We start from the raw sequence: 22,145 nt of genomic DNA on the forward strand, positions 1-22,145 counted from the left end.
CAGTGGCCAGATAGACAACATGTGTCAGGATCTGGCCATGCATCGCGTTGTTGTGCTCGCGCTTCCCGGCGTCGTCCCCTTCGAGCTGGCCATCCCCTCGCGGCTCTTCGGCGCCGCCCTCGACCCCGACGGCAACCCGCTGTACTCGGTGACCACCTGCTCGCTCGATGGCGGCCCGGTCGACACCTCGGCCGACTTCGCGATCGCCGTGGACCACGACCGCACGGCGCTGGCCCAGGCGGACACCGTGGTGATCCCTCCCTCCGCTAGCGGGCGGGAGTGGGGAGAACAGAAGGCCCTCCCGGTGCCGCTGCGTGACGCGCTGGGACTTGTCCGTCCCGGCGCGCGCGTGATGGCGATCTGTACGGGTTCCTACGTCCTGGCGGCGGCAGGCATCCTCGACGGACGCTCGGTGACGACTCACTGGCGTGAGTCCGACCACCTTCAGAGCCTCTACCCGGACCTCATGGTCAACGCCGATGTTCTCTTCATCGACGATGGCAGCGTCCTCACCTCGGCAGGCGTCTCAGCGGGAATCGACCTGTGCCTGCACCTGATTCGACGGGACCACGGCAGTGAGGTCGCCAACGAGGTCGCGCGTTCCTGCGTCGTCCCGCCCTGGCGCGACGGGGGTCAGGCCCAGTACATCCGGCGCCCGGTCGTCGAAGCAGACTCGACGACGACGGCGCAGGCCCGGGCGTGGGCGCTCGAACACCTCGATCGCCCGCTGACCCTGGCTGAGCTTGCCGCCCGGTCGAACATGAGCGTGCGGACATTCAGCAGGCGGTTCCAGGACGAAGTGGGGGTGAGCCCGATGACCTGGCTCACCCAGCAGCGGGTCGAACGCGCCCGCGAGCTGCTCGAGAGCACGGACCTGCCGGTCGACAGGATCGCCGAGCAGGCCGGGTTCGGATCGGGTGGTTCGCTCCGGCAGCACCTGCTGGCCGCCACCGGGGTGTCGCCGCGCGCCTATCGGCGAACGTTCCGCGCGGTCCCGGCGGGCGGCTAGCGCCGGCGCCGAACCGACAGGGGAACGGCCCGAGACACGCCTTACCGGGTTGTCTCCGATCGCGCGGCGCGGCGGATGTCGAGCAGGTGGTGTTCGCCCTCGTGGATGGTGTGCCGGCCGAGCCACAGCAGCGTGCGGGCCTGCGGCCGCGGCCACGGGTAGACCCCGGTGCGGGCGAGTTCCGCGGGGCCGAGCACGCCGAACCGGGCGGCGAGGTCGTCGGCGGCCGCGCCCAGCGCCGCCAGCACGGTCGCGGGATCCTGCTCGTTGTACGCCTCCGTCACGGCGCGCTCGTCGCGTCCCATCGGGGCGAACTCCGGCTCCTCGACGCGCAGCGCCAGCGCGAGGCGTTCGGCCTGCACACCGAGCACGTCCCGGACGTGGCAGGCGTACTCCAGCGGCGACCAGACCCCCTCGGCCGGTCGCCGGCGCACCTGCCGCACCTCGGCGAGGGCGGCCGCGTACCGCCCGCCGAGCGTGCGGAGGAGTTGCGGCAGCTCGTCGGGGGAGACGCCGGCATAGTCGAAGCCGCACTCGTCGCACCGGTCCACACACCGAGGCTAGCGGCGTTGCCGTGCGCCGTCACGGCCCGCCGGGCGTGCCCCGCGGCGGCCAGGGATGGACCCGCCCGAGGAAGTCGCGCACGAGGGGGACCACCTCGTCGAGGTGCGTCTCCAGCAGCCAGTGCCCGCCGTCGAGCAGGTGCAGCTCCGCGTCGGGCAGGTCCCGCAGGTACGCGCGCGCCGCGCCCTCGGGCATGTAGCCGTCGTGGGGTCCCCAGACGATCAGCGTCGGCGGGCGGTGGTCGCGCAGGTACGCCTGCTGCCGGGGGAACCAGGCGACGGTGCTGCCCTGGTCGGCGAGGAGGCGGACCAGGTTGGCGCGACGCTGCGGGGTGGCGGCGGAGGCCGCGGCGAGCCGCCACAGGTCGGGGCTCACCCGGTCCCTCAGCCGGTCGGGCAACTCGCCCAGGAACTCGCTGCGGAAGCCGTCCTCGCTGACCGCCGCGGCGAGGCGGTCGCGGCCCTCGTCGGTGGGGTTGCGCCAGAACTGTTTGAGCGGCTCGTACTTGGGCCCGTGCTCGTCAGGGTAGATGTCGCCGTTCTGGATGACGAGACCGGCGACCCGCTCCGGGGCGGACATGGCGAGGCGCAGCCCGAACTGGCTGCCGTAGTCCTGGAGGTAGATGACGTACCGGGTCAGTCCCAGCGCCTCGGTGAACCGGCGGAGCAGTTCGGCGTGGGCGTCGAAGGTGTACGCGAACCGGGACGGGTCGGGTGTGTCGCTGTATCCGAAGCCGGGCTGGTCGGGGGCGACCGCCCGCCACCTGTCGCCGAGCGCGGGCAGGAGATGGCGGAACTGGAAGGACGACGCGGGATAGCCGTGGGGCAGCAGCACCACCGGCGCGTCCGCCGGTCCGGCCTCCCGGTAGAAGATCCTGATCCCGTCGACGTCGACGGACCTGTGGTGCACGGCGGCGTGGCCCACCATCGTCTCCTCACCGGGCGCGGTACGAGCGGCCCCTCCGACGGTGCCAGACAACGACCCCGCGCGGGCGCGAGCCGCCGTTCCTCCTCTGGAATCAGGCGGTCGGGCCTTCGCCACTTCGGCAGGCCGACGGCGGGGCCGGGCGCGGCGGGGCCGGGCGGTACGGCCCGCAGCACAGTCTTCTCGGGCCACCCGGTTTGGCGGCGTTGACCGAACGGTCTGACGCAGTGTCACCATGCCGACACAGGCGTTGTGAGTAATCTCCGCGATCGATGTGCTGGCGCCCAGCGCCGTCGGTGACGGCCATCGGACGAACGAGGTGGCTCATGGTGGCTTTACGACGGCTGCTCGCCGCGGCGATCGCGACAGCGGTGACCGCCGCGATGGGGTTGGTGTGGACGGCGGCCCCCGCCCATGCCGACGAGGCGTGGGAAAGCGCGTTCAAGAACCTGATGTCCCGCACGGCCACCTGGGCCGACGGCGGACTGTCCCAGCTGGGGCTGCTCGGCCAGCCGCTGCCCCTGCTCGGCGTCAGCCCCGGCGCGCTCGTCGACGCCGACACGCTCGTGGACAAGGCGTCCGACGCGTTGGCCAGCGGCCTGACCAAGGACGACGTCGACCTCGGCGGCGGCACCCGGCTCACCAGTTCGGTGAGCACCAGCGGCGGCGACCACCTGCTGGACGTGCTGCTGACCACGAAGCGCGAGATGGTCGACAAGGACCTCACCCTGGCCGGGGTGACCCTGGACAAGGCGGTCAGCGTCACCGGCTGGGCCACCCTGCACCTGCGGGCCCGGCACACCGCCGCGGGGGAGACCTACCTGGTGCGCGACGGCGACACCCCGCGCATCGACATCGACGCGGCGGCGCGGCTGCGCGCCGACCTCGACCAGGCCACCGCCTCGGTCGGCATCCTCGGGGTCACGCTGACCGCCGGCAGCACCCTCACCGCGCGTACCCATCTCAAGGTCACCCTGACCGACCCCGACGGCGACGGCCGCCTCGCCTTCGACACGGCCGCCGGCGCGAACACCGGCGAACTCGGCGCGACGGGTTCCCTCGCCGGCCTGGTGCAGGTGGCCCTCGACAGCTCCGGCGGCGGGAAGATCTCCGACACCGAGACCGAGCCAGGCCCCGGCTCGGTGCACGGCGTGGTCAAGCTCGGCGCGGCCGTCTCCGGCGCGCCCTTCGCGCTGCCCGCCGTGGCGGCGACCGTGAACGTCGACTGGAACGACATCTCCGTCGGCGCCCCCACGGTGACCACCACCGGCCTGGACGAGACGATCGCCAAGTTCCGCAACATGAGCCCGCTGGACCTGGCCTCCGGGCTCGCCCAGCTCGCCACCCTGCTCAGCGGCGTGCAGCAGAGCGGCCCGGCCGGCAACCTCAACCTGCCCTTCCTGCGCGGCACGTTCGCCGACGCGGTGAAGGTCAACGAGAAGCTCACCGACTTCCTCCGCAAGTACGTCCACCCGCGGCCGGACGACCCGAACTTCAACCCGGCCGAGGACGACCCGGCCCTGGCCGGGCAGCCGAAGTTCAGCTCCATCCAGCAGCTGCTCGCCCTGCTCGCCGCCGAGGGGCTGCCCGTGGACAACCTCTCCTTCGACAACGGCAAGCTGGTGTTCCGGGTCAAGCTGGAGCGCGAGTCCACCGTGGAGGTTCCGCTCGACCCGGGCGCCGCGGAGCTGTCCGGGCGCGGGGCGAGCTTCACCGCCAAGGGCTTCAGCGTCAGCGGCGACCGGTTCACGCCCGGTGCGCTCGTCGGCCAGCGGGTGGTCGCCGGCACCTCCGCTGGCACCGTCGCCGCCAACACCGCCGACTCCGTCACCCTCACCCAGGATTGGATCGGCGGGCAGCCGCCGAACGACAGCGTGTGGGTGATCAGCGGCTCCAGCCCGAACATCGGCGCCGTCGAGCTGGCCGGCACCCTCGCCAAGCCGGTCGGCGGCGACAAGCGGGTCGGCCTGCGGGCGGCGAACGCCCAGGCCAGCTTCGCCAAGGTGAAGCCCCGCTACAGCGCGTCCGTCACCCTGGTGCTCGACCTGAACGACGGCCCCGGCAGCCCGGCGCCCGCCGACCGGGTGCTGCTGCGCACCGATCCGGCGACGCCGCTGTTCGCCGCCGACTTCCCGATCACCACCGGGATCGACTTCTTCGCCACCGCCGGCTTCCTGAAGGTCAAGCTTGCCGGCAACCTCGCCGTCGGCCCGGCCGCAGCCGGCGAGCGGATGCTCCAGGTCAGCTTCAAGCAGGCGCAGGACATCAGCCTCGGCACGCTCTTCGAGCGCTTGAAGTCCGACCCGGGGAACCTCGTGGCCGTGTCGTCGTCGGTGAAGACCACCGGCCGGGTCGCCGTCAGCGTGCCCGGCGCCACCGGCGCCCTCGGCGAGGGCATCGGCGTCGACGTGAGCTGGACGGCCGGTGGACAGCCGGTGGTCGACACCTCGGCGCTGTCCGAGCTCGCCGCCGTCGACTTCAACCCCGACGACCCGAAGGCGCTCTTCGCGGTCGTCGTCGAGGCGCTGCGGCTGATCAACGCCGCGCTGTCCCAGCCCGGCGGCGGCAGCGGCCCGCTGGACAAGGAGATCCCGCTGCTCGGCCGATCCGCGCGGCAGCTGCTCGGCGGCGACGAGAGCGGCGTCGGCAAGGACGTCACGTTCGTCGCCGACGGGGCGAACTTCCTGCTCAAGGATGCCTCCCGCGACGGCGACTCCGGCTTCGACCCCCGGCTCGAGGGTCGGACCGTGGTGATCGGCAGCAAGGCGTACCGGGTGCTGAACCGGATCGACGGGCAGACCCTGCGCGTCGAGGCGGCCGGCACGCCGAAGCCGGCCGACGGCAGCGCGTACGCGTTGCGCCCCGAGCTGGCCGACGCGCTGGACAAGCTGCTCGCCGCGCCCCCGGACAACCTCCAGGACGCCCTGGACATGCTCAACAAGGCCATCGGCGAGGACAGCGGGATCAGCTTCACCCTGGACCAGCGCGCGGGCGGTCCGTTCCTGCGGCTCGGGCTGGACTGGAAGCGCAAGTTCCACACCGGTGGTCCGCTCAACTTCGCCTGGGACGCCCACCGCGAGCTGATCACCCTGGACAGCTCCGGCACCTTCGCGGTCGACGTCGACGCCCGGGCGCAGCTCGGCCTGCTGCTGCCCCTGCGACTGAACGCCGCGCCGCTGCTGGACCACAGCTCCTCGGCCAGCGTCACCGTCGCGGGCGGGGTCACCGACGCGGCGATCGCCGCGCGCGTCGGGCCGCTCGCCCTCGACCTCGGCAAGGACCCGGACTTCGCCACCGTGAAGGCCAACCTGAGTGTCGGTCTGAACGGGCTGACCGAGGACGGGCCGATCAGCGGCCTGCTCGGGCTGACGCCGACGTTCACCACCGCCGGTGTCGACTGCGGAGACGGGGTCGGTGGCGCGAACGTGCCGCTCTGCGCGAAGGCGCCGCTGTTCGTCAACAACTGCGACCCGGCCGACGACACCAACCTGCTCAGCCTCACCGTGGGCCTGGACCTCATCCCGACGGCCAACACCCCGAACCTCGACTCCTGCTTCGCCAACCTGTCGCTCAAGCTCACCGACTTCAACGTCGGCATCGACGGGTACCTGGCCAAGGTCGAGGAGGCACTGCGGCTGGCCAGCTTCGACGGCAAGCTGCCCCTGGTCGGCGACGACCTGCAGCAGGGCCAGCGCTTCGTCGCGCAGCTGCGCGAGGACGTCAAGGCCGCGATCGGGCCGGTGCTGGCCAACGCCACGCTCGACAGCGCGGGCGTGCAGGCGGCCCTGAACGAGGTGCTCGCCGACCTGGACCCGGGCGTGAGCGCGGTGGTCACCTGCCGCAGCGGCGTCGCGGCGCCCTGCGCGCCCGAGGATTTCCAGGCGATCCGGATCAAGCTCACCACCTCCAAGGGCGCGCCCTCCGCCGCCGACGGCTGCAAGGACGCGAGTGCGTCCGACGAGTGCCTCAAGCTCAACGTGCCGCTCGACCTGGGCATCCCCGGCCTGTCGCTGAAGGCGAAGAAGGGCGCCCCGGACGGCATCCAGGCCAAGCTGGGCTGGAAGCTGCACCTGGACCTGGTCCTGGACCGGGACGAGGGCTTCTACGTTCCCACCCACGACGGGGACACCTCGCCCGAGGTGCAGGTCGGCGCCCAGTTCGACATGACCGGCGACCTCGCCGCCCAACTCGCCTTCATCCAGGTGAAGGCGACGAAGCGGACCACCGACCCGCTGGTGAAGGCGTACTTCGGCATCGACCTGAAGGGCTCGCCGGGGGAGAAGAGCTGCTTCGACCCCACCGTCACCGCCGACTGCACCGCCAACGCGGACGACCGGCTGACCCTGGCCGAGTTCGCCGACCTGGGTTCGCTGCTCGCCACCGACCTCACTGCCGAGGTCAAGATCGACTGGAAGCTGGCGGCGGCGGTGGACACCGGCGGCGAGGACTCCGCGCTGCCCGGCATCAGCGCCACCTTCGGCCTGCAGTGGGGCCTGAAGCACAAGCGGGGCGGGCTCACCGCCACGGGCGACGGCGTCACCACGCCGCTGAAGGTGACGTTCACCGACATCGCCCTGGACGCCGGCGCCTTCTTCGACAAGATCCTCAAGCCGGTGGTGGAGAAGCTCAAGGCCGTCACCGGGCCGCTGCAGCCGGTCATCGACACCCTGTACGCGCCGATCCCGGTGCTGTCGGACCTGTCCAAGGCCACCGGCGGCCCCGACATCACCCTGGTCTGGCTCGCCAAGACCTTCAGCACCCTCAACGGCGGTCCGAAGCTCGACTTCATCGACACCGTGCGCGCCGTGGTCACCTTCATCAACCGGATACCGGACTGCGACTCCGGCTGCTCCATCCCGCTCGGCGGCTTCAAGCTGGACAGCGACAAGGCGCTGACCACCGAGGTCTCGCCGGCCTCGGCCGAGAGCCTGATCGACCGCACCTCCGAGTACAACCCGGCCTCCGGCTCCCAGGTGAAGGCGAGCGTCGACGCCGCCGCGGGCGACGACGGCGAGAAGCTGTTCACCCCGGCCGCCGACGGCAAGAGCAACGCGCAGAAGACGGGCTTCAGCTTCCCGGTCTTCGACAACCCGGCATCGCTGTTCGGGCTGCTGCTCGGCCAGGACGTCGAGCTGATCAGCTTCGACTCGGGCCCGCTGGAGCTGGGCTTCAGCTGGCGGCAGTCGTTCGGCCCGGTCTACGCCCCGCCGCCGGTCTTCGTCACCCTCTCCGGCAGCGCCTCGGTGACCGCCCGGTTCATCGCCGGCCTGGACACCGCCGGCATCCGGCACGCGATCGAGGCGGCCAGCGACGGCACGTCCGTCGACGCGGTGAGCCTGCTCGACGGGCTGTACTTCAAGACCGCCGACAGCAGCGGCAAGGCCGTCCCGGTGGTCACCCTGCGCGGTGAGATCGCCGCGGGGGCCGAGGTGAGCGTGCTGGTCGTCAAGGTCGGCATCGAGGGCGGAATCCAGCTCACCGTCGGCTTCAGCTGGAACGACCCGAACAACGACGGGAAGTTCCGCACCAGCGAGTTCCTCCAGGCGCTCCTGACCAACCCGATCTGCCTGTTCACCACCAGCGGGCGGCTCTCGGTCTTCCTGAAGGTCTACGTCACCATCGACCTGTTCCTGTTCAAGAAGAAATTCGACTTCACCCTGGTCGACGCGACCCTGCTCGACTTCCGAGCGCAACCGGACTGCTCCCCGCCACCACCGGAACTCGCCGGCACCGTCGGAGACACCCTCGTGGTCTTCGCCGGCAAGTTCGGCAAGGAGGAGCAGCGCGGGCACGAGGTGTGGGACAACGACGCCGACACCTACGCCGGTGACGTGGTGAAGGTGTACGCCCTGCACTACGCCGACGCGGACACCCCGGGCGCCACCGACGACTTCGACGGCTTCGCGGTGGAGGCACTGGGCCGCCGGCAGGAGTTCCTCGACCCGGCCCTGACCCGGGTGGTCGTCGACGGGCGCGGCTACGAGGTCGCCGACCCGGACAAGACGTCCCTGTCGGTGCTGCTGGTCGGCGACGGCGACACCAGCGGCGACGGCACGAGGACGTCCGCGTTCGACAAGACGGCCGTGGTGCTCGGCTCCGACGGCAAGGACCGGATCCGGACCGGGACCGGGCCGGCGTACGTGGACGGCCGCGGCGGCGACGACGTGATCGTCACCGCCGAGCCGGCCGGCGTGGTCAGCCGGGTCGCCGGCGGCGCCGGGAAGGACAGCGTCACCACCGGCGACGGCAACAACGTGGTCGCCGGCGACAGCGGCCTCGGCGGCACCGACCGGGGCGCCACCACCGTGCACACCTCGGCGGGCGACCGGACTCTCCACGGGCTGGTCGACTGGACGACCCTGGACGGCCCCACCGGCGCGGACGCCGGGGCGGACGACCACGTCACCGTCGGGCACGGCGCCAGCACCGTCTACGGCAACGGCGGCGACGACGTGCTCGGCGTGCTCGTCGACGACCGGCCCAACGGCGCGAACACGCTGGTCGGCGGCCCGGGCGCGGACACCGTCAACGGCGGCCGGGGCGACGACACCATCCACACGTACGGCACCGACGTCCCCGCCGACGCGGACCAGGCCGGCACCGGCGACGCCGGGCTGGTCAACCAGGTCGACACCGGCGCCGGTCAGGACACCGTGCACGGCAGCGCCGGGGTGGACCTCGTCGTCTCGCACTCGGCGAACGGTCAGACCGGCCGCGTCTACGGCTACGGCGGCGACGACGTGCTGGTCGGCGGCTACGGCACCGACGAGCTGTTCGGCGGGCCCGACGAGGACTACGTGATCGCCGAGCCCTCCCGGGTCGGCGAGCCGGACGGGTCGGACGGCTACGGTCCGTTCCGCCAGGTCACCCACGAGCCGCTGCCCACGGGCACGCAGTCGCAGACCAAGCTGCTCGTCGGCGGACTCGGCAGCGACCACGTGATCGGCGGCGACGGCGGCGCGACGGTCTTCGGCGACCGACACCTGCCCGCCGAGACCTGCGCCGACGCCGCCCTCGCCGACGCCCAGCCGGCCCCCGCCGACCAGGGCGCCGCCGACCTCGTCCTCGGCGGCGCCGGGGTCGAGGTGGTCTCGGCCGGTGGCGGCAACGACCGCGCCGACCTCGGCGGCGGCGACGACCGCGCCTGCGGCCAGCTCGGCGACGACACCCTGCACCTCGGCGGCGGCGCCGACCGGGCCTGGGGCGCGGCGGGCGTCGACCAGCTGCACGGCGACGACGGCGACGACCTGCTCTTCGGCAACGCCGGTGACGACGGCCTCTTCGGCGGCACCGGCGCGGACACCGCCGAGGGCAACGCCGGTGGCGACCAGGTCTTCGGCGGCCGGGACACCGACGTGATCTACGGCGGTGGGCGTACCGCCGGCGCCGGCGACGGCGGGGACCGCCTCTACGGCGAGGAGGGGCCGGACCGGATCGTCGGCGACAACGGCACCCCGCGCCTCGGCGACGTCGGGCCCTACCCGCTGGACCTGGCCGGTGACGCGGCCGGGGCCGGCGCCGGGGACGTGATCTCCGGCGGCGGCGACGACGACCTCGCCTACGGCGGGCTCGGCGACGACCGGATCAACGGCGACGGCGGGCACGACCAGCTGGAGGGCAACAACGGCGCTGACCTCGTCCACGGCGACCACGGTCGGGACGAGATCATCGGCGGCTCCGCGCAGGAGCCGGCCGCTGGCACGGGCCGGCCCGACGTCGGCGACCAGCTCCACGGTGACGGCGACAGCGACCTGATCGCCGGGGACAACGCCCGCTTCGCGCCGGCGGACGCCGACGCGACCCGGGTGACTCAGGGCCGGGCCGGCCCGCCACGCAAGGTGACGCTGCTCGACCTCGGGTTCACCCCGGCGGCCGGCACCAGCGGCGGCGACCTGATCTTCGGTGGGGACTCCGACGACGTCATCTTCGGCCAGGGCGGCCCCGACCGGGTGCACGCCGACGGCGGCGCCGACTTCGCCGAGGGCGGCCCTGGCGCCGACTGGGTCGAGGGCAACCACGGCGACGACGACCTCGTGGGCGGCTCCAGCACCGCGTACGACGGAACCGGAGCGGCCACCACGGGCCAGCCGGACACCGCGGACGCCGTCTTCGGCGGCCCCGGGTCCGACGCCGTCATCGGCGACAACGGCGCGGTGCTGCGCCCGCTCGCCGGTGAGCAACCGACCTCGGTGACCGTCCGGGTCGGTGCCGGCGGCACCCCGTTCGGCCCACGGATCGTGGTGCTGCTGGACCGGGCGGCGGCTGCGGCCGGCCGGTACGGCGACGACCGGATCAGCGGCGGCGACGGCGTCGACACGCTGTGGGGCCAGGACGGCGACGACGCCCTGACCGGCGACGGCGACGGTGACTACCTGGAGGGCAACGGCGGGACGGACGTCCTGCGTGGGGACAGCGCCCTCGGCGCGGCGGGACGGGCCACGGTCGCCCCGCTGCCCGACCCGGGCTGGCCGGGCGACCCGGCGGCCGCGGCCGACCTCGTCGGCGACGGCGCGCCGGCCGGCCAGGACGACCTGATCGGCGGCAGCTCGGCCCCGGGCTTCCGGGACGGCGCGGACGTGGTGGAGGGCAACGGCGCCGACGACGTGCTCCTCGGCGACAACGGGTCGCTGCTGCGGACCGTGACCACGGTCAACGGCAGCCCGACCGAGCGGGTCTACACCGAGCGGTACCCGACCGGCGCCGTGCCGGCCGACGCGACCCGGGCCCGTACCCACGATCCGGCCCTGCCCGGCCCGTCCACCCGGTTCTGCACCACCGCCCAGGCCACGTGCGAGCCCGCCGGCGCGTTCGGCGGCGACCAGCTCTACGGCGACGCCGGCAACGACGGCGTCTGGGGCCAGGACGGCGACGACACGATCCGCGGCGGCGACGGCGACGACGACCTCTTCGGTGAGCTCGGCGCCGACAGCCTGTACGGCGACGACGGCCGGGACGCCATCCTCGGCGACCGGGGCGGCGTGGTCAGCCAGCACCTCAACCCCGACGATGTGGCGGCGCTGGGCTTCACCACCACGCTGTCGTCGGTGCCGCAGGAGACGTACACCGGCTTCCGGGCCGGTGACTACGACCGGCGGGTGGACCTGCTGCACGACACCGACGGCGACGCCTGGATCGGCAGCTCCACGTCGGCGCCGATGCCGCACTCGGGGCTGACCGCCGGCGCGGGCGACGTCGTCCGTGGCGGCCCGGGAGCGGACAACATCCACACCGGTTTCGGGGACGACATCGCCAACGGCGACAGCGGCGGCGACCAACTGTTCGGGTCGGAGGGGTCGGACGTGCTGTGGGGCGGCAAGGGCTGCGACCCGGTGCTCGACGCGACCAACGCCCAGTGCCAGGTGGACGGCGTGTTCAGCGCCGCCGCCCGGGGCGACCACGACCAGTACGTCGACCACCTCTTCGGCGGTGCCGGGGCGACCAGCGGCCCGGCCGTGACCGCGGTGCTCAGCTCCGACCTGCTGGACTTCCGTCCGCGCGGCTCCTACCCGGACAACTGCGCGGCCGGAGCCTGGCCGGTGGACCTGGCAGCGGGCACGGTCGACCCCTGCCGCTGGTTCGAGATGACGGGCCTGGACAACGACGTCGTGGCCGACAACCAGCACCACCACGGCACCGACTGGATGTACGGCGGCTGGGACCGGGACGTGTTGCAGGGTGACGTGACGGCGAACGGGCCGAACAACGGCGACCGGATGTTCGACTGGAACGGCGCGTACAACCTGTTCACCCACTGCAACTCGGCCTACGGCGGGTTCAACGACGTCCGCCAGCACAGCCCGGCCATGCAGGAGTTCCTGACCCGGCTGGCCTGGGCCTCCGGCGCCGGTCGCAGCCCGACCGACGTGACCACGGCCGGCACCTCGGCGTTCCTCGAGCTGTCGTACGTCTACCCGCGCGACAACCGTGAGCAGGGCGCCGGGGTGGCGTTCCCCGGCACCCCGGGGCACTTCGATCAGCCGTCCTGCACGGACTGACCGCGCCGATCGGATCGGGGCCCGGCTCTCTGAGTGGGAGAGCCGGGCCCCGTCGTCTTCGCCACCTGGATGGGCGTCGGCCTGGGGGCATGCGAGCGGGGACGCGGTCCTGGCGTAGCTCCGCGGCCTGTCCGCAGCCCCGGCTCGTGGCGCGGGACCCTGCCAGCCGCACGCTCGTGCCACGGCCCGTCACCGGGCGACAGCAGCGCCGGCGTCGCCTCGGTAGGGTCTTCCTGTGCATGTCGATCCATTCGCGACCGGCCCGGACCGGGACGATCTCCTGTCGTTGGCCCGCGAGCTGCCGGTGTTCGGCGCGGTCGCGCGGGCGGCCCGCCGGGTGATACGGCGGCACGTGGACGTGCCGGGGCTGGCGGAGGCACAGGTCGAGGTGCTGCGCACGGTCGAGGCCCGGCCGGGCATCGGGGTGCGGTCGGTGGCCGAGCGCCTGCAACTGGTCCCGAACACGGTCTCCACCATCGTCGGGGAGCTGGTCGGCGCGGGCCTGTTGGTCCGGGAGCGCGACGAGGCGGACCGGCGGGTGGCCCGGCTGCGCCTCACGCCGGCCGCGGTGAAGCGGCTGGCGTCGTGGGGAGCCGCCCGGGAGGAGGTGCTGTCGGCGGCGCTGCTGCGCCTCGACGACGCCGACCGCCGGGCGATCGGGCAGGCCGTGCCGGCGGTCCGCCGGCTGCTGGCCGTGCTGGAGGGTGCGGCCGGTCAGGACGCCAGCCGCAGGGGCACCACGACCGGGCAGTCGGTGGCCGGGTCGCGCAGCACGGCGGACTCGACCCCGTAGAGCCGCCGCACCAGCTCGGTGGTGACGATCGCGTCCGGCGCGCCCTCGGCGATCACCCGGCCGGCGTGCATGGCCACGAGATGGTCGGCGTATCGGCAGGCGGAGGTCAGGTCGTGGACCACCACCACGACCGTGCGGCCGGCGGCGGCCAGCTCGCGGAGCAGCTCGAAGACCTCGAGCTGGTGGCCCAGGTCGAGCGCCGCGGTGGGCTCGTCGAGCAGCAGTACGGGGGTGTCCTGCGCGACCGCCATCGCGATCCAGGCCCGCTGCCGCTGCCCACCCGACAGGGTCTCCAGGGGCCGGTCGGCCAGGTCGGCGACGTTGGCGGCGGCGAGCGCCCGGTGCACGGCCTCCTGGTCCTGCGCGGACCACTGCCGGAGCAACCCCTGGTGCGGCTGCCGACCGAAGCGCACGAGGTCGGTCACGGTGAGCCCGTCCGGGGCCTCGGCCGACTGCGGCAGCAGGCCGATCGCGCGGGCCGCCTCGCGGGCCGGCAGCTTCGCCAGCACGCGCCCGTCGAGCAGGACTGCGCCGCCCTTCGGTCGGTGCTGCCGGCTGAGCCCGCCGAGCAGCGTGCTCTTGCCGCAGCCGTTCGGCCCGACGACGGCGGTGAGGCGACCGGGCGGCAGGGTCAGCCGTACGGCGTCGACGACGACGGTGCGCTCGTACGCCAGGGTCAGGTCGTCGGCGTGCAGGACGGCGGCGGGTGCGGTCACGGGACTCTCCGGGGGCGTGAGCTGAGCAAAAGCCAGATGAGGTAGGGGCCGCCGACGACGGCGGTGACGAGCCCGACGGGCACCTCGACCGGGGCGGCTACGGTGCGCCCGACGGTGTCGGCGACCAGCACCAGCGCGGCGCCGGCGAGGGCGCTGGCGAGGACGGGAACGCCGCGCGGGCCGCAGATGCGGCGGGCGGCCTCGGGGGCGACGAGCGCGACGAGGCCGAGGGGGCCGCCGACGGCGACCGCGAGTCCCGCGCACGTGACGCAGACCGCCAGCGCGGCGAGCCGGACGACGCGGACCCGCACGCCGAGCCCGGCGGCCACCGTGTCGGGGAACCGCAGCGCCGCGAGCTGCCGGCCCACCAGCATCCCGGCCGGCAGGCACAGCAGGAGGCCGACGGCGAGCAGGGTGACCGGCAGGGCGGGCCGGGCGTTCAGCGTGCCGACCGACCAGGGGAACGCGGCGTTGGCGGCGTCGATCGGCGCGCGGACGAGCATCAGGTTGGTCACCGCGCCGAGCACCGCCCCCACGCCAAGGCCCACCACCACGAACCGGTAGCCGGAGGTGCCGGCGCCGCCGGCGAGCCCCAGGGCCAGCGCGGCAGCGGTGGCCGCGCCGACGAGCGCCATGCCCGAGGGCGCGTACGTGGTGGCGACGCCGACGACGGAGGCGACGGCGAACGCGGTGGCCCCGTCGTCGATGCCGACCGTGCCGGGGGTGGCGAGCCGGTTGCGCGCCAGGGTCTGCATGAGGCACCCGGAGGCGCCGAGCGCGGCGCCGACGAGCAGGCCGGCGACCAGGCGCGGCAGCCGGAGCCGCTGCACGACGAGGACGTCGGCGGCGTCGCCGACGCCCACGATGGCGGGCAGCGACCGCAGCGGACCCATGGACACCGTGCCGACGGCCAGGGCGGCGCTGACGGCGAGCGTGAGCAGCACGACGAGGACGGCGCAGCCGACCGCGGCGCGTACCGGCAGCAGCACGGACATCCGGCCGAGTCGCAGCAGCCGGGTGCCGCGCGGGGCGGCGGGGACGGTGGCCGGCGCGGCGGGGGAGGCGCTCACAGGGCCGGCACCCGTCGGGCGCGCACCACGGCGACGAGGACCGGGGCGCCGAGCAGGGCGGTGACCACGCCGAGCGGCATCTCGTAGGGCCGCACGAGCAGCCGGGACAGCACGTCGGCGGCCAGCACGACGGCCGGCCCGAGCAGCAGCGACGGCAGCAGCACGCGACGCAGGTCCGGCCCCACCAGCGCCCGGGCGGCGAAGGGCACCACCAGGCCGACGAACGCGATCGGGCCGGCGACGGCGGTGGCCGCGCCGACCAGCAGGGCCACGGCGACCACCGCGCCGAGCCGGACGCGTCGCGGCCGGTGCCCCAGGCCGGCGGCCACCTGCTCGCCGAGGGCGAGGGCGGCGAGCGGGCGGGCCACCAGCACGACCAGCAGGCCACCGACCAGCAGCGCCGGGACGACCGACGCCAGCACGCCGAGGTCCCGGCCGGCGACCGCGCCGACGGTCCAGAACCGGACCTCGTCGGCGCTGCGCTGGTCGACCAGCAGCAGCACGGAGGTGAAGGAGCCCAGCAGACCGCTCAACGCCGCCCCGGCGAGCACCAGCCGCACCGGGTCGTTGCCGACCCCGCGCAGCCGTGCCGCGCCGAGCGCGGCCAGGCACCCGAGCAGGGCGCCGAACACGGCGACGTGCGGGCCGAGCGTCGCGACGCTGCCGCCGAACGCGATGACCAGCACGACGGCGGTGGACGCGCCGGCGCTGACGCCCAACAGGCCGGGCTCGGCGAGCGGGTTGCGGGCGGCGGCCTGGAGCACGGCGCCCGCGATGCCGAGCGCGGCTCCGACCACCACGGCGACGACCGTGCGGTCCCAGCGCAGCTGCCACACCGCGAACGCCGCCTCGGCGTCACCCGCGCCCACGAGCGCCCGCAGCGCCCGCCCGGGGCCCACCTGACCGCTGCCGAACAGCAGCGACGCCACGACGGCCAGCGCCAGCACGGCGAGCGGTACGACGATCCCCGCCGCACGAGACCGGGGCGGGCGCGCCGTTTCCGCCTGTGGTGTCGGGGGGTGGGGCACGGCCCGCCGGCGTTCCTGGACGACCACGTGCCCTCCGAGCTGTCTCGCGCCCCGCCGGGCGGATGTGGTTAGGTAAGGCATACCATACCTCCCCCACAGAGGTTTCTTTCGAGCACCTTCGGAGCATCCATGAACGTCTCCCGCACCCGACTGTCCCGACGACGTCTCGCCGCCGGGCTCGCCGCCCTGCCGCTGCTCCTGCTGACCGCCTGCGGCGGCTCGTCCGACCCGGCGCCCGCCTCGGCGGGTGGGTCGCAGGCCGGCGTCACCGTGGAGACGGCGTTCGGCTCGGTCCAGGTGCCGGCCGCGCCCAAGCGGGTCGTCGCGCTGGGCGACACGCCCCTGGACAGCGCGCTCGCGCTCGGCGTCGTGCCGGTCGGCACACTGTCGAGCCGGGGCGGCACGGGCGTGGCCGCCTACCTGGCCGACCGGGTCCCCGGCATCACGCTGGTCGGCACCGTGCGGGAGATCAACCTGGAGGCCGTGGTCGCGGCCAAGCCCGACCTCGTGCTGGCCGCGTCCAGCACGACCCAGGAGCAGTACGACGCGCTCAAGGCGATCGCGCCCACCGTCGTCACGAAGCCCTCCTCGTACGGCAACTGGGAGAGCGAGACCCGCACCATCGCCGCCGCGCTCGGCAAGCAGGCCGAGGGCGACAAGCTCATCGCCGACATCGAGCAGCGCGCCAAGGACCTCGCGGCCAAGCGGACCGGCGCCGGCACCGCCGCCGTCGTCCGGTGGATGCCGACCGGCCCGCTCATCATGTCCTCGTCCCTGATGGCCGGACGGCTGGTCGAGCTGACCGGCGACACCCTGCCGTCAGCCGCCGACTTCACCGACAAGCCGCACACCGACCCGCTCAGCCTGGAGAACCTCGGTCAGCTCGACGCCGACTACATCTACGTCGCCACCCTCAACGCCGACGGCGAGAAGGCCCTCACGGCGGCCAAGGCCCAGCCCGCGTTCGCCCGCCTCGAAGCCGCCCGCAACAACCGGGTCGCGGCCGTCGACGGCAGCGTGTGGAGCAGCGGGGCCGGGCCCATCGCCGCCGGCAAGGTGCTCGACGACATCGAGCGGCTCCGCGCCGCCGCCTGATCCCACCGGGCCGGCCCCGGGTGCCGGGCGCGTCGGCGCCCGGCACCCGGGGGCCGGTCCACGGCACGACGACCTGCCCGGCTGCGGATTGCCGCAGCCGTCAGCGGCGCCCCGGACGCCGGTTTGGCTCCAGCGGCAACGCGGTGGTGCTCAAGCCGGGCGAGAAGGCCCCATGACGCTCCGGTTGCACAAGAGGTCAGTAGACACGGCACCCGAGGTGTTCCTGGAGGAAGGCGATCTGACCGGCGAGCACCCGCTCCCGCATGGTGGGGTCGGTGTAGAAGTCGAAGTGGGTGCCCGGGTAGCGGCGTAGCGTGCCCCGGGGTGCTCGCTCGGCGAGCTGCCGGGTCGTGTGCTCCGGCGTCTCCCGGTCCTCGGTCGCGATGCAGACCAGCAGGGGCGCGGTCAGCCGGGCGGCGTACTCGACGGGGTGGAACCGCATCATGCCGAGGAGCCCGCGTGGTGCCACCTGGTTGCGCCACAGCGTGCGTTCTCCGGCCCCGGCCAGTATTTCCAGGTGACGTTGGGCGTCGGGTGTGGCGACCACCGCGAGCTGACCCGGTCCTCCGATCATCGGAAGGTAGGCGGGGGACAGCCCCAGCTTGCCGCGCAGGGCGTCCCACAGGATCGCCCCGAGAAGTCGGAGGGCGCGCCTCGACTGGCCGGGTGGGGCCTTCGGGAAGCCGTTGAACGGAATCTGCGCCACCACCGCGGCGATCGCCGGGTCGTCGGCGGCCACCGCGATCACGTGAGCACCGCCCAGCGAGTTGCCCCACAGCGCCACCCGGTCGGCGGCGATGCCCTCCTGCGCCCGAAGCCAGGCGACCGCCGCGCGCAGGTCCTCCTGCTGGCCCGCCACATCGACGACCTGGCGCGGTTCGCCGCCGCTCTCGCCGAAGCTGCGGTAGTCGAAGACCAGCGTGGCGAAGCCCGCATCAGTGAACCGCTCGGCGTGTGGGAAGAGGCGGTCCATCGTTCCGCTGAAGCCGTGCGCGAGCACGACGGCTGGTGCCGGCGACGTGGTGCCGGCCGGTCGGTAAAGGTAGCCCACACAGGTGGCGTCGCCACCCGAGGTGAAGGTCACGCGTCGTCGCATCCGGCAGCCCCTTCCGATCTACTTACCGGCGGTCAGGAAGCTATCATCATCGCTTACCGGAGGTAAAGAATGCGCGAGGGAAACGACACCGCCACCCCCGGGACGGCGGGGCGGTCCGCGCCCGCTCGCCGGACGGCCGGCGAAACGGCTGGCACCGAGGCGGGCGCGCGTGGCCGGACAGGGGCTGCGGTGCGGGGGACCCGCGAGCAGATCCTCGACGCAGCCAGCACGCTCTTCTCGGTCCACGGCTACCGCGCCACGTCGATGCGGCGGATCGCCGAAGAGGTGGGGATCACCAAGGCCGCCCTCTACTACCACTTTCCCGGTAAGGAGGACATCCTGGCGCGGCTCACGGAGCCGCTCCTCGACGAATTGGACGATGCGTTGACCGGCGCGGAGACGTGCCACGATCCGGCGGTCGTCCGGTGGCGGGTCGTCGAGGGGATGCTGGACGTGTTCCTTCGGCACCGGCGGACCCTGCTCATGCTGGTGCGGGACATGACATTGCTGGCCCAGGCGCCGGTCGCGGAGCGGTTCCGCGCGGTGATGGCGCTCGCCAACGATCTCGTCGCCGGGCCCGACCGGTCACTGGCGCGGCGGGTACGCGCCGCGCAGGCGGTGGCCGGCCTGGGTGACACAGTGGTCCTCTTCGCCGACGAATCGCCGGATCAGGTGCGCCGGCACGTGCTGGACGGTGTCCGAGCCCTGCTCGCCCTGCCGCAGCCCGGCGTCGCTTCAGCGTCTACTCAGGAGGGCGCTGCCGCCGGGCGACCGGAAACGCTCCGGCGACCACGGGGCAGGGCCGGTGGGCGGCCCGCCGCGCTGGGCCCGGACCAGGTGGAGCAGGCGCGACAGAGATACCGGTCGGGAGAGTCCGTAGACAGGATCGCTGACCTGCTCGGGGTGTCCCGCGCCACCGTCTACCGCTGTCTCAAAACCGTCAACGACTGATTCTGAGAACTTGATTCTGACACGCCGTGGCGGCTCCCGAAGGCGGGTACGACAGGCCGGCCTCGGGGAGACAGCCGCTGGGCCGACCGGCGGCGCGTCGCACCCGTGTGTCGTCGGACCCGGTGGGCACAATCGCCTCATGGAGAAGCCCCGGACAGTGTCGGCCGACGAGTGGGAGCAGGCCCGCGACGACCTGCTGAAGGCCGAGAAGGAGCTGACCCGCGCGCAGGACGCGCTCGCCGCCCGGCGTCGTCGCCTCCCGATGGTCAGGTTCGACGACGGCTACCGCTTCGACACGCCCACCGGCCCGGCCACCCTGCTCGACCTCTTCGAGGGCCGGGGCCAGCTCGTGGTCTACCAGTTCATGGACAACGGCCCCGACCACCACTGCCCCGGGTGCACCTGGTTCACCGACAGCGTCTCCGTGACGGGGCTGGCGCGGCTGGCGGAGCGGGGCATCAGCTGGGCGACCGTGTCGGACATGCCGCTGGCGCAGATCGAGGCGTACAAGGCGCGCCGCGGCTGGACCCTGCCGTTCGTGTCGTCGCGCGGCACGTCGTTCGCGGCGGACTGCGGGGCGGAGCGCGGCTTCATGCTCAGCGTCTTCCTGCGCGACGGCGCGGACGTCTACCGGACGTACAACACGACGGCGCGCGGCGTCGACCGGCTCGTCTTCGTCAACAGCATCCTCGACCTCACCCCGTACGGCCGGCAGGAGGACTGGGAGGACTCCCCGCCCGGTTGGCCGCAGCAGCCCACCTACGGCTGACCGTCCCGCCACCGCCCGCCGGTCGTTTTTATCCGTCACGGGCTGGGGGTGAGCCGATCGATATTGCGTGCCCCGGTCGGTGGTCACATGATCGTGATTCCTGGCAGGGTTGAGAGATGGCCGCGCTGCTCCGCTCACGTCTGACCGACTGGACCGTCTTCGTACCGCTGCTCGCGGTCGTGACGCTGATCCTCACCTGGGGGCGCGACTTACCCGGTCCCGTCGTCGTCGTGGTGGCCGCGTTCCTGGCCGGGGCGGTGCTGGCGGCCGTCCACCACGCCGAGGTGGTCGCGCACCGGGTGGGGGAGCCGTACGGCTCGCTGGTCCTCGCCGTGGCCGTCACCGTCATCGAGGTCGCGCTGATCGTCACGCTCATGATCAGCGGCGGCGAGAAGGCGCAGTCCCTCGCGCGGGACACGGTCTTCGCCGCCGTCATGATCACGTGCAACGGCATCCTCGGGCTGTCGCTTCTGATCGGCGCGTTGCGCCGCAAAGTGGCGGTGTTCAACTCCGAGGGCACCGGCGGCGCGCTGGCCACCGTGACCACCCTCGCGGCCCTGAGCCTCGTCGTGCCGACGTTCACCACCAGCCGGCCGGGCCCGCAGTTCAGCCCCGCGCAGCTGGCCTTCGCCGCCGTGGCGTCGCTCGCGCTCTACGGCCTGTTCGTGATGGTGCAGACCGGCCGCCACCGCGACTACTTCCTGCCGGTCACCACCGAGGGGCGGGTGATGGACGCGGATGGGCACGCCGAGCCGCCGTCGAACCGGGCCGCCCTGCTCAGCCTCGGCCTGCTGCTGGTGGCGCTGGTCGCCGTGGTCGGCGACGCCAAGACGGTGTCCCCGGCGATCGAGTCCGCCGTCGCCGGGGCGAACCTGCCGCAGTCCTTCGTCGGCGTGGTCATCGCGCTGCTGGTGCTGCTGCCCGAGACGATCGCCGCCGCCCGGGCGGCCCGCCGGGACCGGGTGCAGATCAGCCTGAACCTGGCGCTGGGCTCGGCCATGGCCAGCATCGGGCTGACCATCCCGGCGATAGCGCTCGCCTCGATCTGGCTGGAGGGCCCGCTGCTGCTCGGTCTCGGCGGCACCCAGTTGACCCTGCTCGCCCTCACCGTCGTCACGGGCGTGCTGACCGTGGTGCCGGGACGGGCCACCGTGCTCCAGGGCGGCGTGCACCTGGTGCTGCTCGCCGCGTTCGTGTTCCTCGCCGCCAGCCCCTGACCACCCCGACCCCGGCGGGCGCGGCGGGAACTCAGGCCGGCGACGACCGCCTCGTCGTGCACCGCGGCGATCGCGGCCGGCGTGGTTGCCGCGGTCGGGCATGACCCACGGAGCGCCGGGGTACTGCACCCGACATCGCCGACGCCGGGGAGGGCACTGTGACGACGCGCGTGCAACGCCGGCCGCCGAGTGCGCTCGCCGGCCTCGCGGTGGCTCTCGTCGTGGCGGCCGGGTGCGTGGTCGGCGGGGCGTCCGAGCCGGCGGGGCAGGAGCCCGACGGGGCGGCCTCGCCCGGCGCCGCGCAGACCCGCGCCGACGGCACCACCAGCGTCGAGGAGTTCCAGCGCGATGTCACCGCCGCGCGGCGCGTCGCCGAGCAGTACTGGGCCGATCGATTCCGTGCCTCCGGGCAACGGTTCAGCCCGATCCGGCGGGTCGTCCCGTACCAGCGCGACGGCGAGGTGTCCTGCGGCGGCCAGGGACTGCCGCGCAACAACGCGGTCTACTGCTCGGCCGGCGACTTCATCGCGTACGACGTGAACTGGTCGGTCGGGGCGTTCCGTCAGGTCGGCGACGCGTTCGTGTTCTACCTGCTCGGCCACGAGTACGCCCACGGCGTCCAGACCCGGCTCGGCATCCAGTACCGCTTCACGATCCAGCAGGAACTCCAGGCCGACTGCATGGCCGGGGCGTACCTGGGCGACTCGGTGCGCTCAGGGGTGCTGGAGCTCGACGAGGGCGACCTGGAGGAGTTCCGCGAGGGGCTGCTCGCCGTCGGCGACGACCCCGGCCAGCCGTGGTTCGCCGAGGGCTCGCACGGCACCGCCGAGCAGCGCACCGAGTCGTTCTTCCGCGGCTACGAGCAGTCCCTGGGCGCCTGCGGCCTCGGCTGAGTGGGGGGCTCTCCGCTCGCCTGCG

At 73.6% G+C, this 22,145-nt stretch carries 14 protein-coding genes; 8 read left to right on the plus strand and 6 right to left on the minus strand.

The genetic code is table 11. The annotated features are described in order from the left end of the window. The first annotated feature begins 37 nt into the window (after window positions 1–37). Entirely contained in the window at window positions 38–1,009 is a 972-nt protein-coding gene (locus tag ACFY23_RS12665; protein ID WP_350819164.1) for a helix-turn-helix domain-containing protein, read from the plus strand. Window positions 1,010–1,050: 41 nt separating this feature from the next. Here ACFY23_RS12665 and ACFY23_RS12670 read toward each other — a convergent pair whose 3' ends face one another. Both ACFY23_RS12670 and ACFY23_RS12675 read right to left on the minus strand, forming a co-directional pair. Then, entirely contained in the window at window positions 1,051–1,560 is a 510-nt protein-coding gene (locus ACFY23_RS12670) for a DinB family protein (protein WP_350681244.1), read from the minus strand. Window positions 1,561–1,591: 31 nt separating this feature from the next. After that, complete coding sequence (locus tag ACFY23_RS12675; protein WP_350681242.1) at window positions 1,592–2,497, minus strand: alpha/beta hydrolase; 906 nt, start codon at window positions 2,495–2,497, stop codon at window positions 1,592–1,594. Between the two features lie 326 nt (window positions 2,498–2,823). Between ACFY23_RS12675 and ACFY23_RS12680 the strand changes: the two genes are divergently transcribed. Together ACFY23_RS12680 and ACFY23_RS12685 are read left to right on the plus strand one after the other, a co-directional pair. Further along, window positions 2,824–12,492, plus strand: a complete 9,669-nt coding sequence (locus tag ACFY23_RS12680; protein WP_350819165.1) for a calcium-binding protein — start codon at window positions 2,824–2,826, stop codon at window positions 12,490–12,492. A gap of 235 nt (window positions 12,493–12,727) precedes the next feature. After that, window positions 12,728–13,285, plus strand: a complete 558-nt coding sequence (locus ACFY23_RS12685) for a MarR family transcriptional regulator (protein ID WP_350687100.1) — start codon at window positions 12,728–12,730, stop codon at window positions 13,283–13,285. On the opposite strand, the gene ACFY23_RS12690 is transcribed toward ACFY23_RS12685, so the two are convergent. The 3 genes from ACFY23_RS12690 to ACFY23_RS12700 are packed head-to-tail and all read right to left on the minus strand — an operon-like array spanning window position 13,207 to window position 16,126. Then, window positions 13,207–14,001, minus strand: coding sequence for an ABC transporter ATP-binding protein (locus ACFY23_RS12690; protein WP_350687098.1), 795 nt, complete (start codon window positions 13,999–14,001; stop codon window positions 13,207–13,209). The genes ACFY23_RS12685 and ACFY23_RS12690 overlap by 79 nt on opposite strands. Beyond that, window positions 13,998–15,071 (minus strand): iron ABC transporter permease, encoded by a 1,074-nt coding sequence (locus ACFY23_RS12695; RefSeq protein WP_350687096.1) that lies wholly within the window; start codon window positions 15,069–15,071, stop codon window positions 13,998–14,000. Before ACFY23_RS12695 ends, ACFY23_RS12690 begins: the two co-directional genes overlap by 4 nt. Beyond that, entirely contained in the window at window positions 15,068–16,126 is a 1,059-nt protein-coding gene (locus ACFY23_RS12700; RefSeq protein WP_387037196.1) for a FecCD family ABC transporter permease, read from the minus strand. Before ACFY23_RS12700 ends, ACFY23_RS12695 begins: the two co-directional genes overlap by 4 nt. A gap of 102 nt (window positions 16,127–16,228) precedes the next feature. On the opposite strand from ACFY23_RS12700, the gene ACFY23_RS12705 reads away from it, so the two are divergent. After that, complete coding sequence (locus ACFY23_RS12705) at window positions 16,229–17,194, plus strand: iron-siderophore ABC transporter substrate-binding protein (RefSeq protein ID WP_350819168.1); 966 nt, start codon at window positions 16,229–16,231, stop codon at window positions 17,192–17,194. A 196-nt stretch (window positions 17,195–17,390) separates the two neighbouring features. On the opposite strand, the gene ACFY23_RS12710 is transcribed toward ACFY23_RS12705, so the two are convergent. After that, window positions 17,391–18,290: an alpha/beta fold hydrolase gene (locus tag ACFY23_RS12710; protein WP_350685391.1), complete on the minus strand. Its 900-nt coding sequence runs from the start codon at window positions 18,288–18,290 to the stop codon at window positions 17,391–17,393. A 189-nt stretch (window positions 18,291–18,479) separates the two neighbouring features. Between ACFY23_RS12710 and ACFY23_RS12715 the strand changes: the two genes are divergently transcribed. The 4 genes from ACFY23_RS12715 to ACFY23_RS12730 all read left to right on the plus strand — a co-directional run bounded on the left by ACFY23_RS12715 (window position 18,480) and on the right by ACFY23_RS12730 (window position 22,120). Beyond that, window positions 18,480–19,241, plus strand: coding sequence for a TetR family transcriptional regulator (locus ACFY23_RS12715; RefSeq protein ID WP_350685392.1), 762 nt, complete (start codon window positions 18,480–18,482; stop codon window positions 19,239–19,241). A gap of 139 nt (window positions 19,242–19,380) precedes the next feature. Continuing rightward, window positions 19,381–20,010: a DUF899 family protein gene (locus ACFY23_RS12720; protein WP_350685393.1), complete on the plus strand. Its 630-nt coding sequence runs from the start codon at window positions 19,381–19,383 to the stop codon at window positions 20,008–20,010. 116 nt (window positions 20,011–20,126) lie between these two features. Next, the gene (locus tag ACFY23_RS12725) at window positions 20,127–21,227 is read left to right on the plus strand and encodes an ionic transporter y4hA (RefSeq protein ID WP_350685395.1); all 1,101 of its coding nucleotides are present in this window, start codon (window positions 20,127–20,129) and stop codon (window positions 21,225–21,227) included. A gap of 158 nt (window positions 21,228–21,385) precedes the next feature. Then, on the plus strand, window positions 21,386–22,120 hold the full coding sequence (locus ACFY23_RS12730; RefSeq protein WP_350685397.1) for a neutral zinc metallopeptidase: 735 nt from the start codon (window positions 21,386–21,388) through the stop codon (window positions 22,118–22,120). Window positions 22,121–22,145: the final 25 nt, after the last annotated feature.

This window comes from Micromonospora sp. NPDC000121 (assembly GCF_042899165.1).
Classification (GTDB): Bacteria; Actinomycetota; Actinomycetes; order Mycobacteriales; family Micromonosporaceae; genus Micromonospora.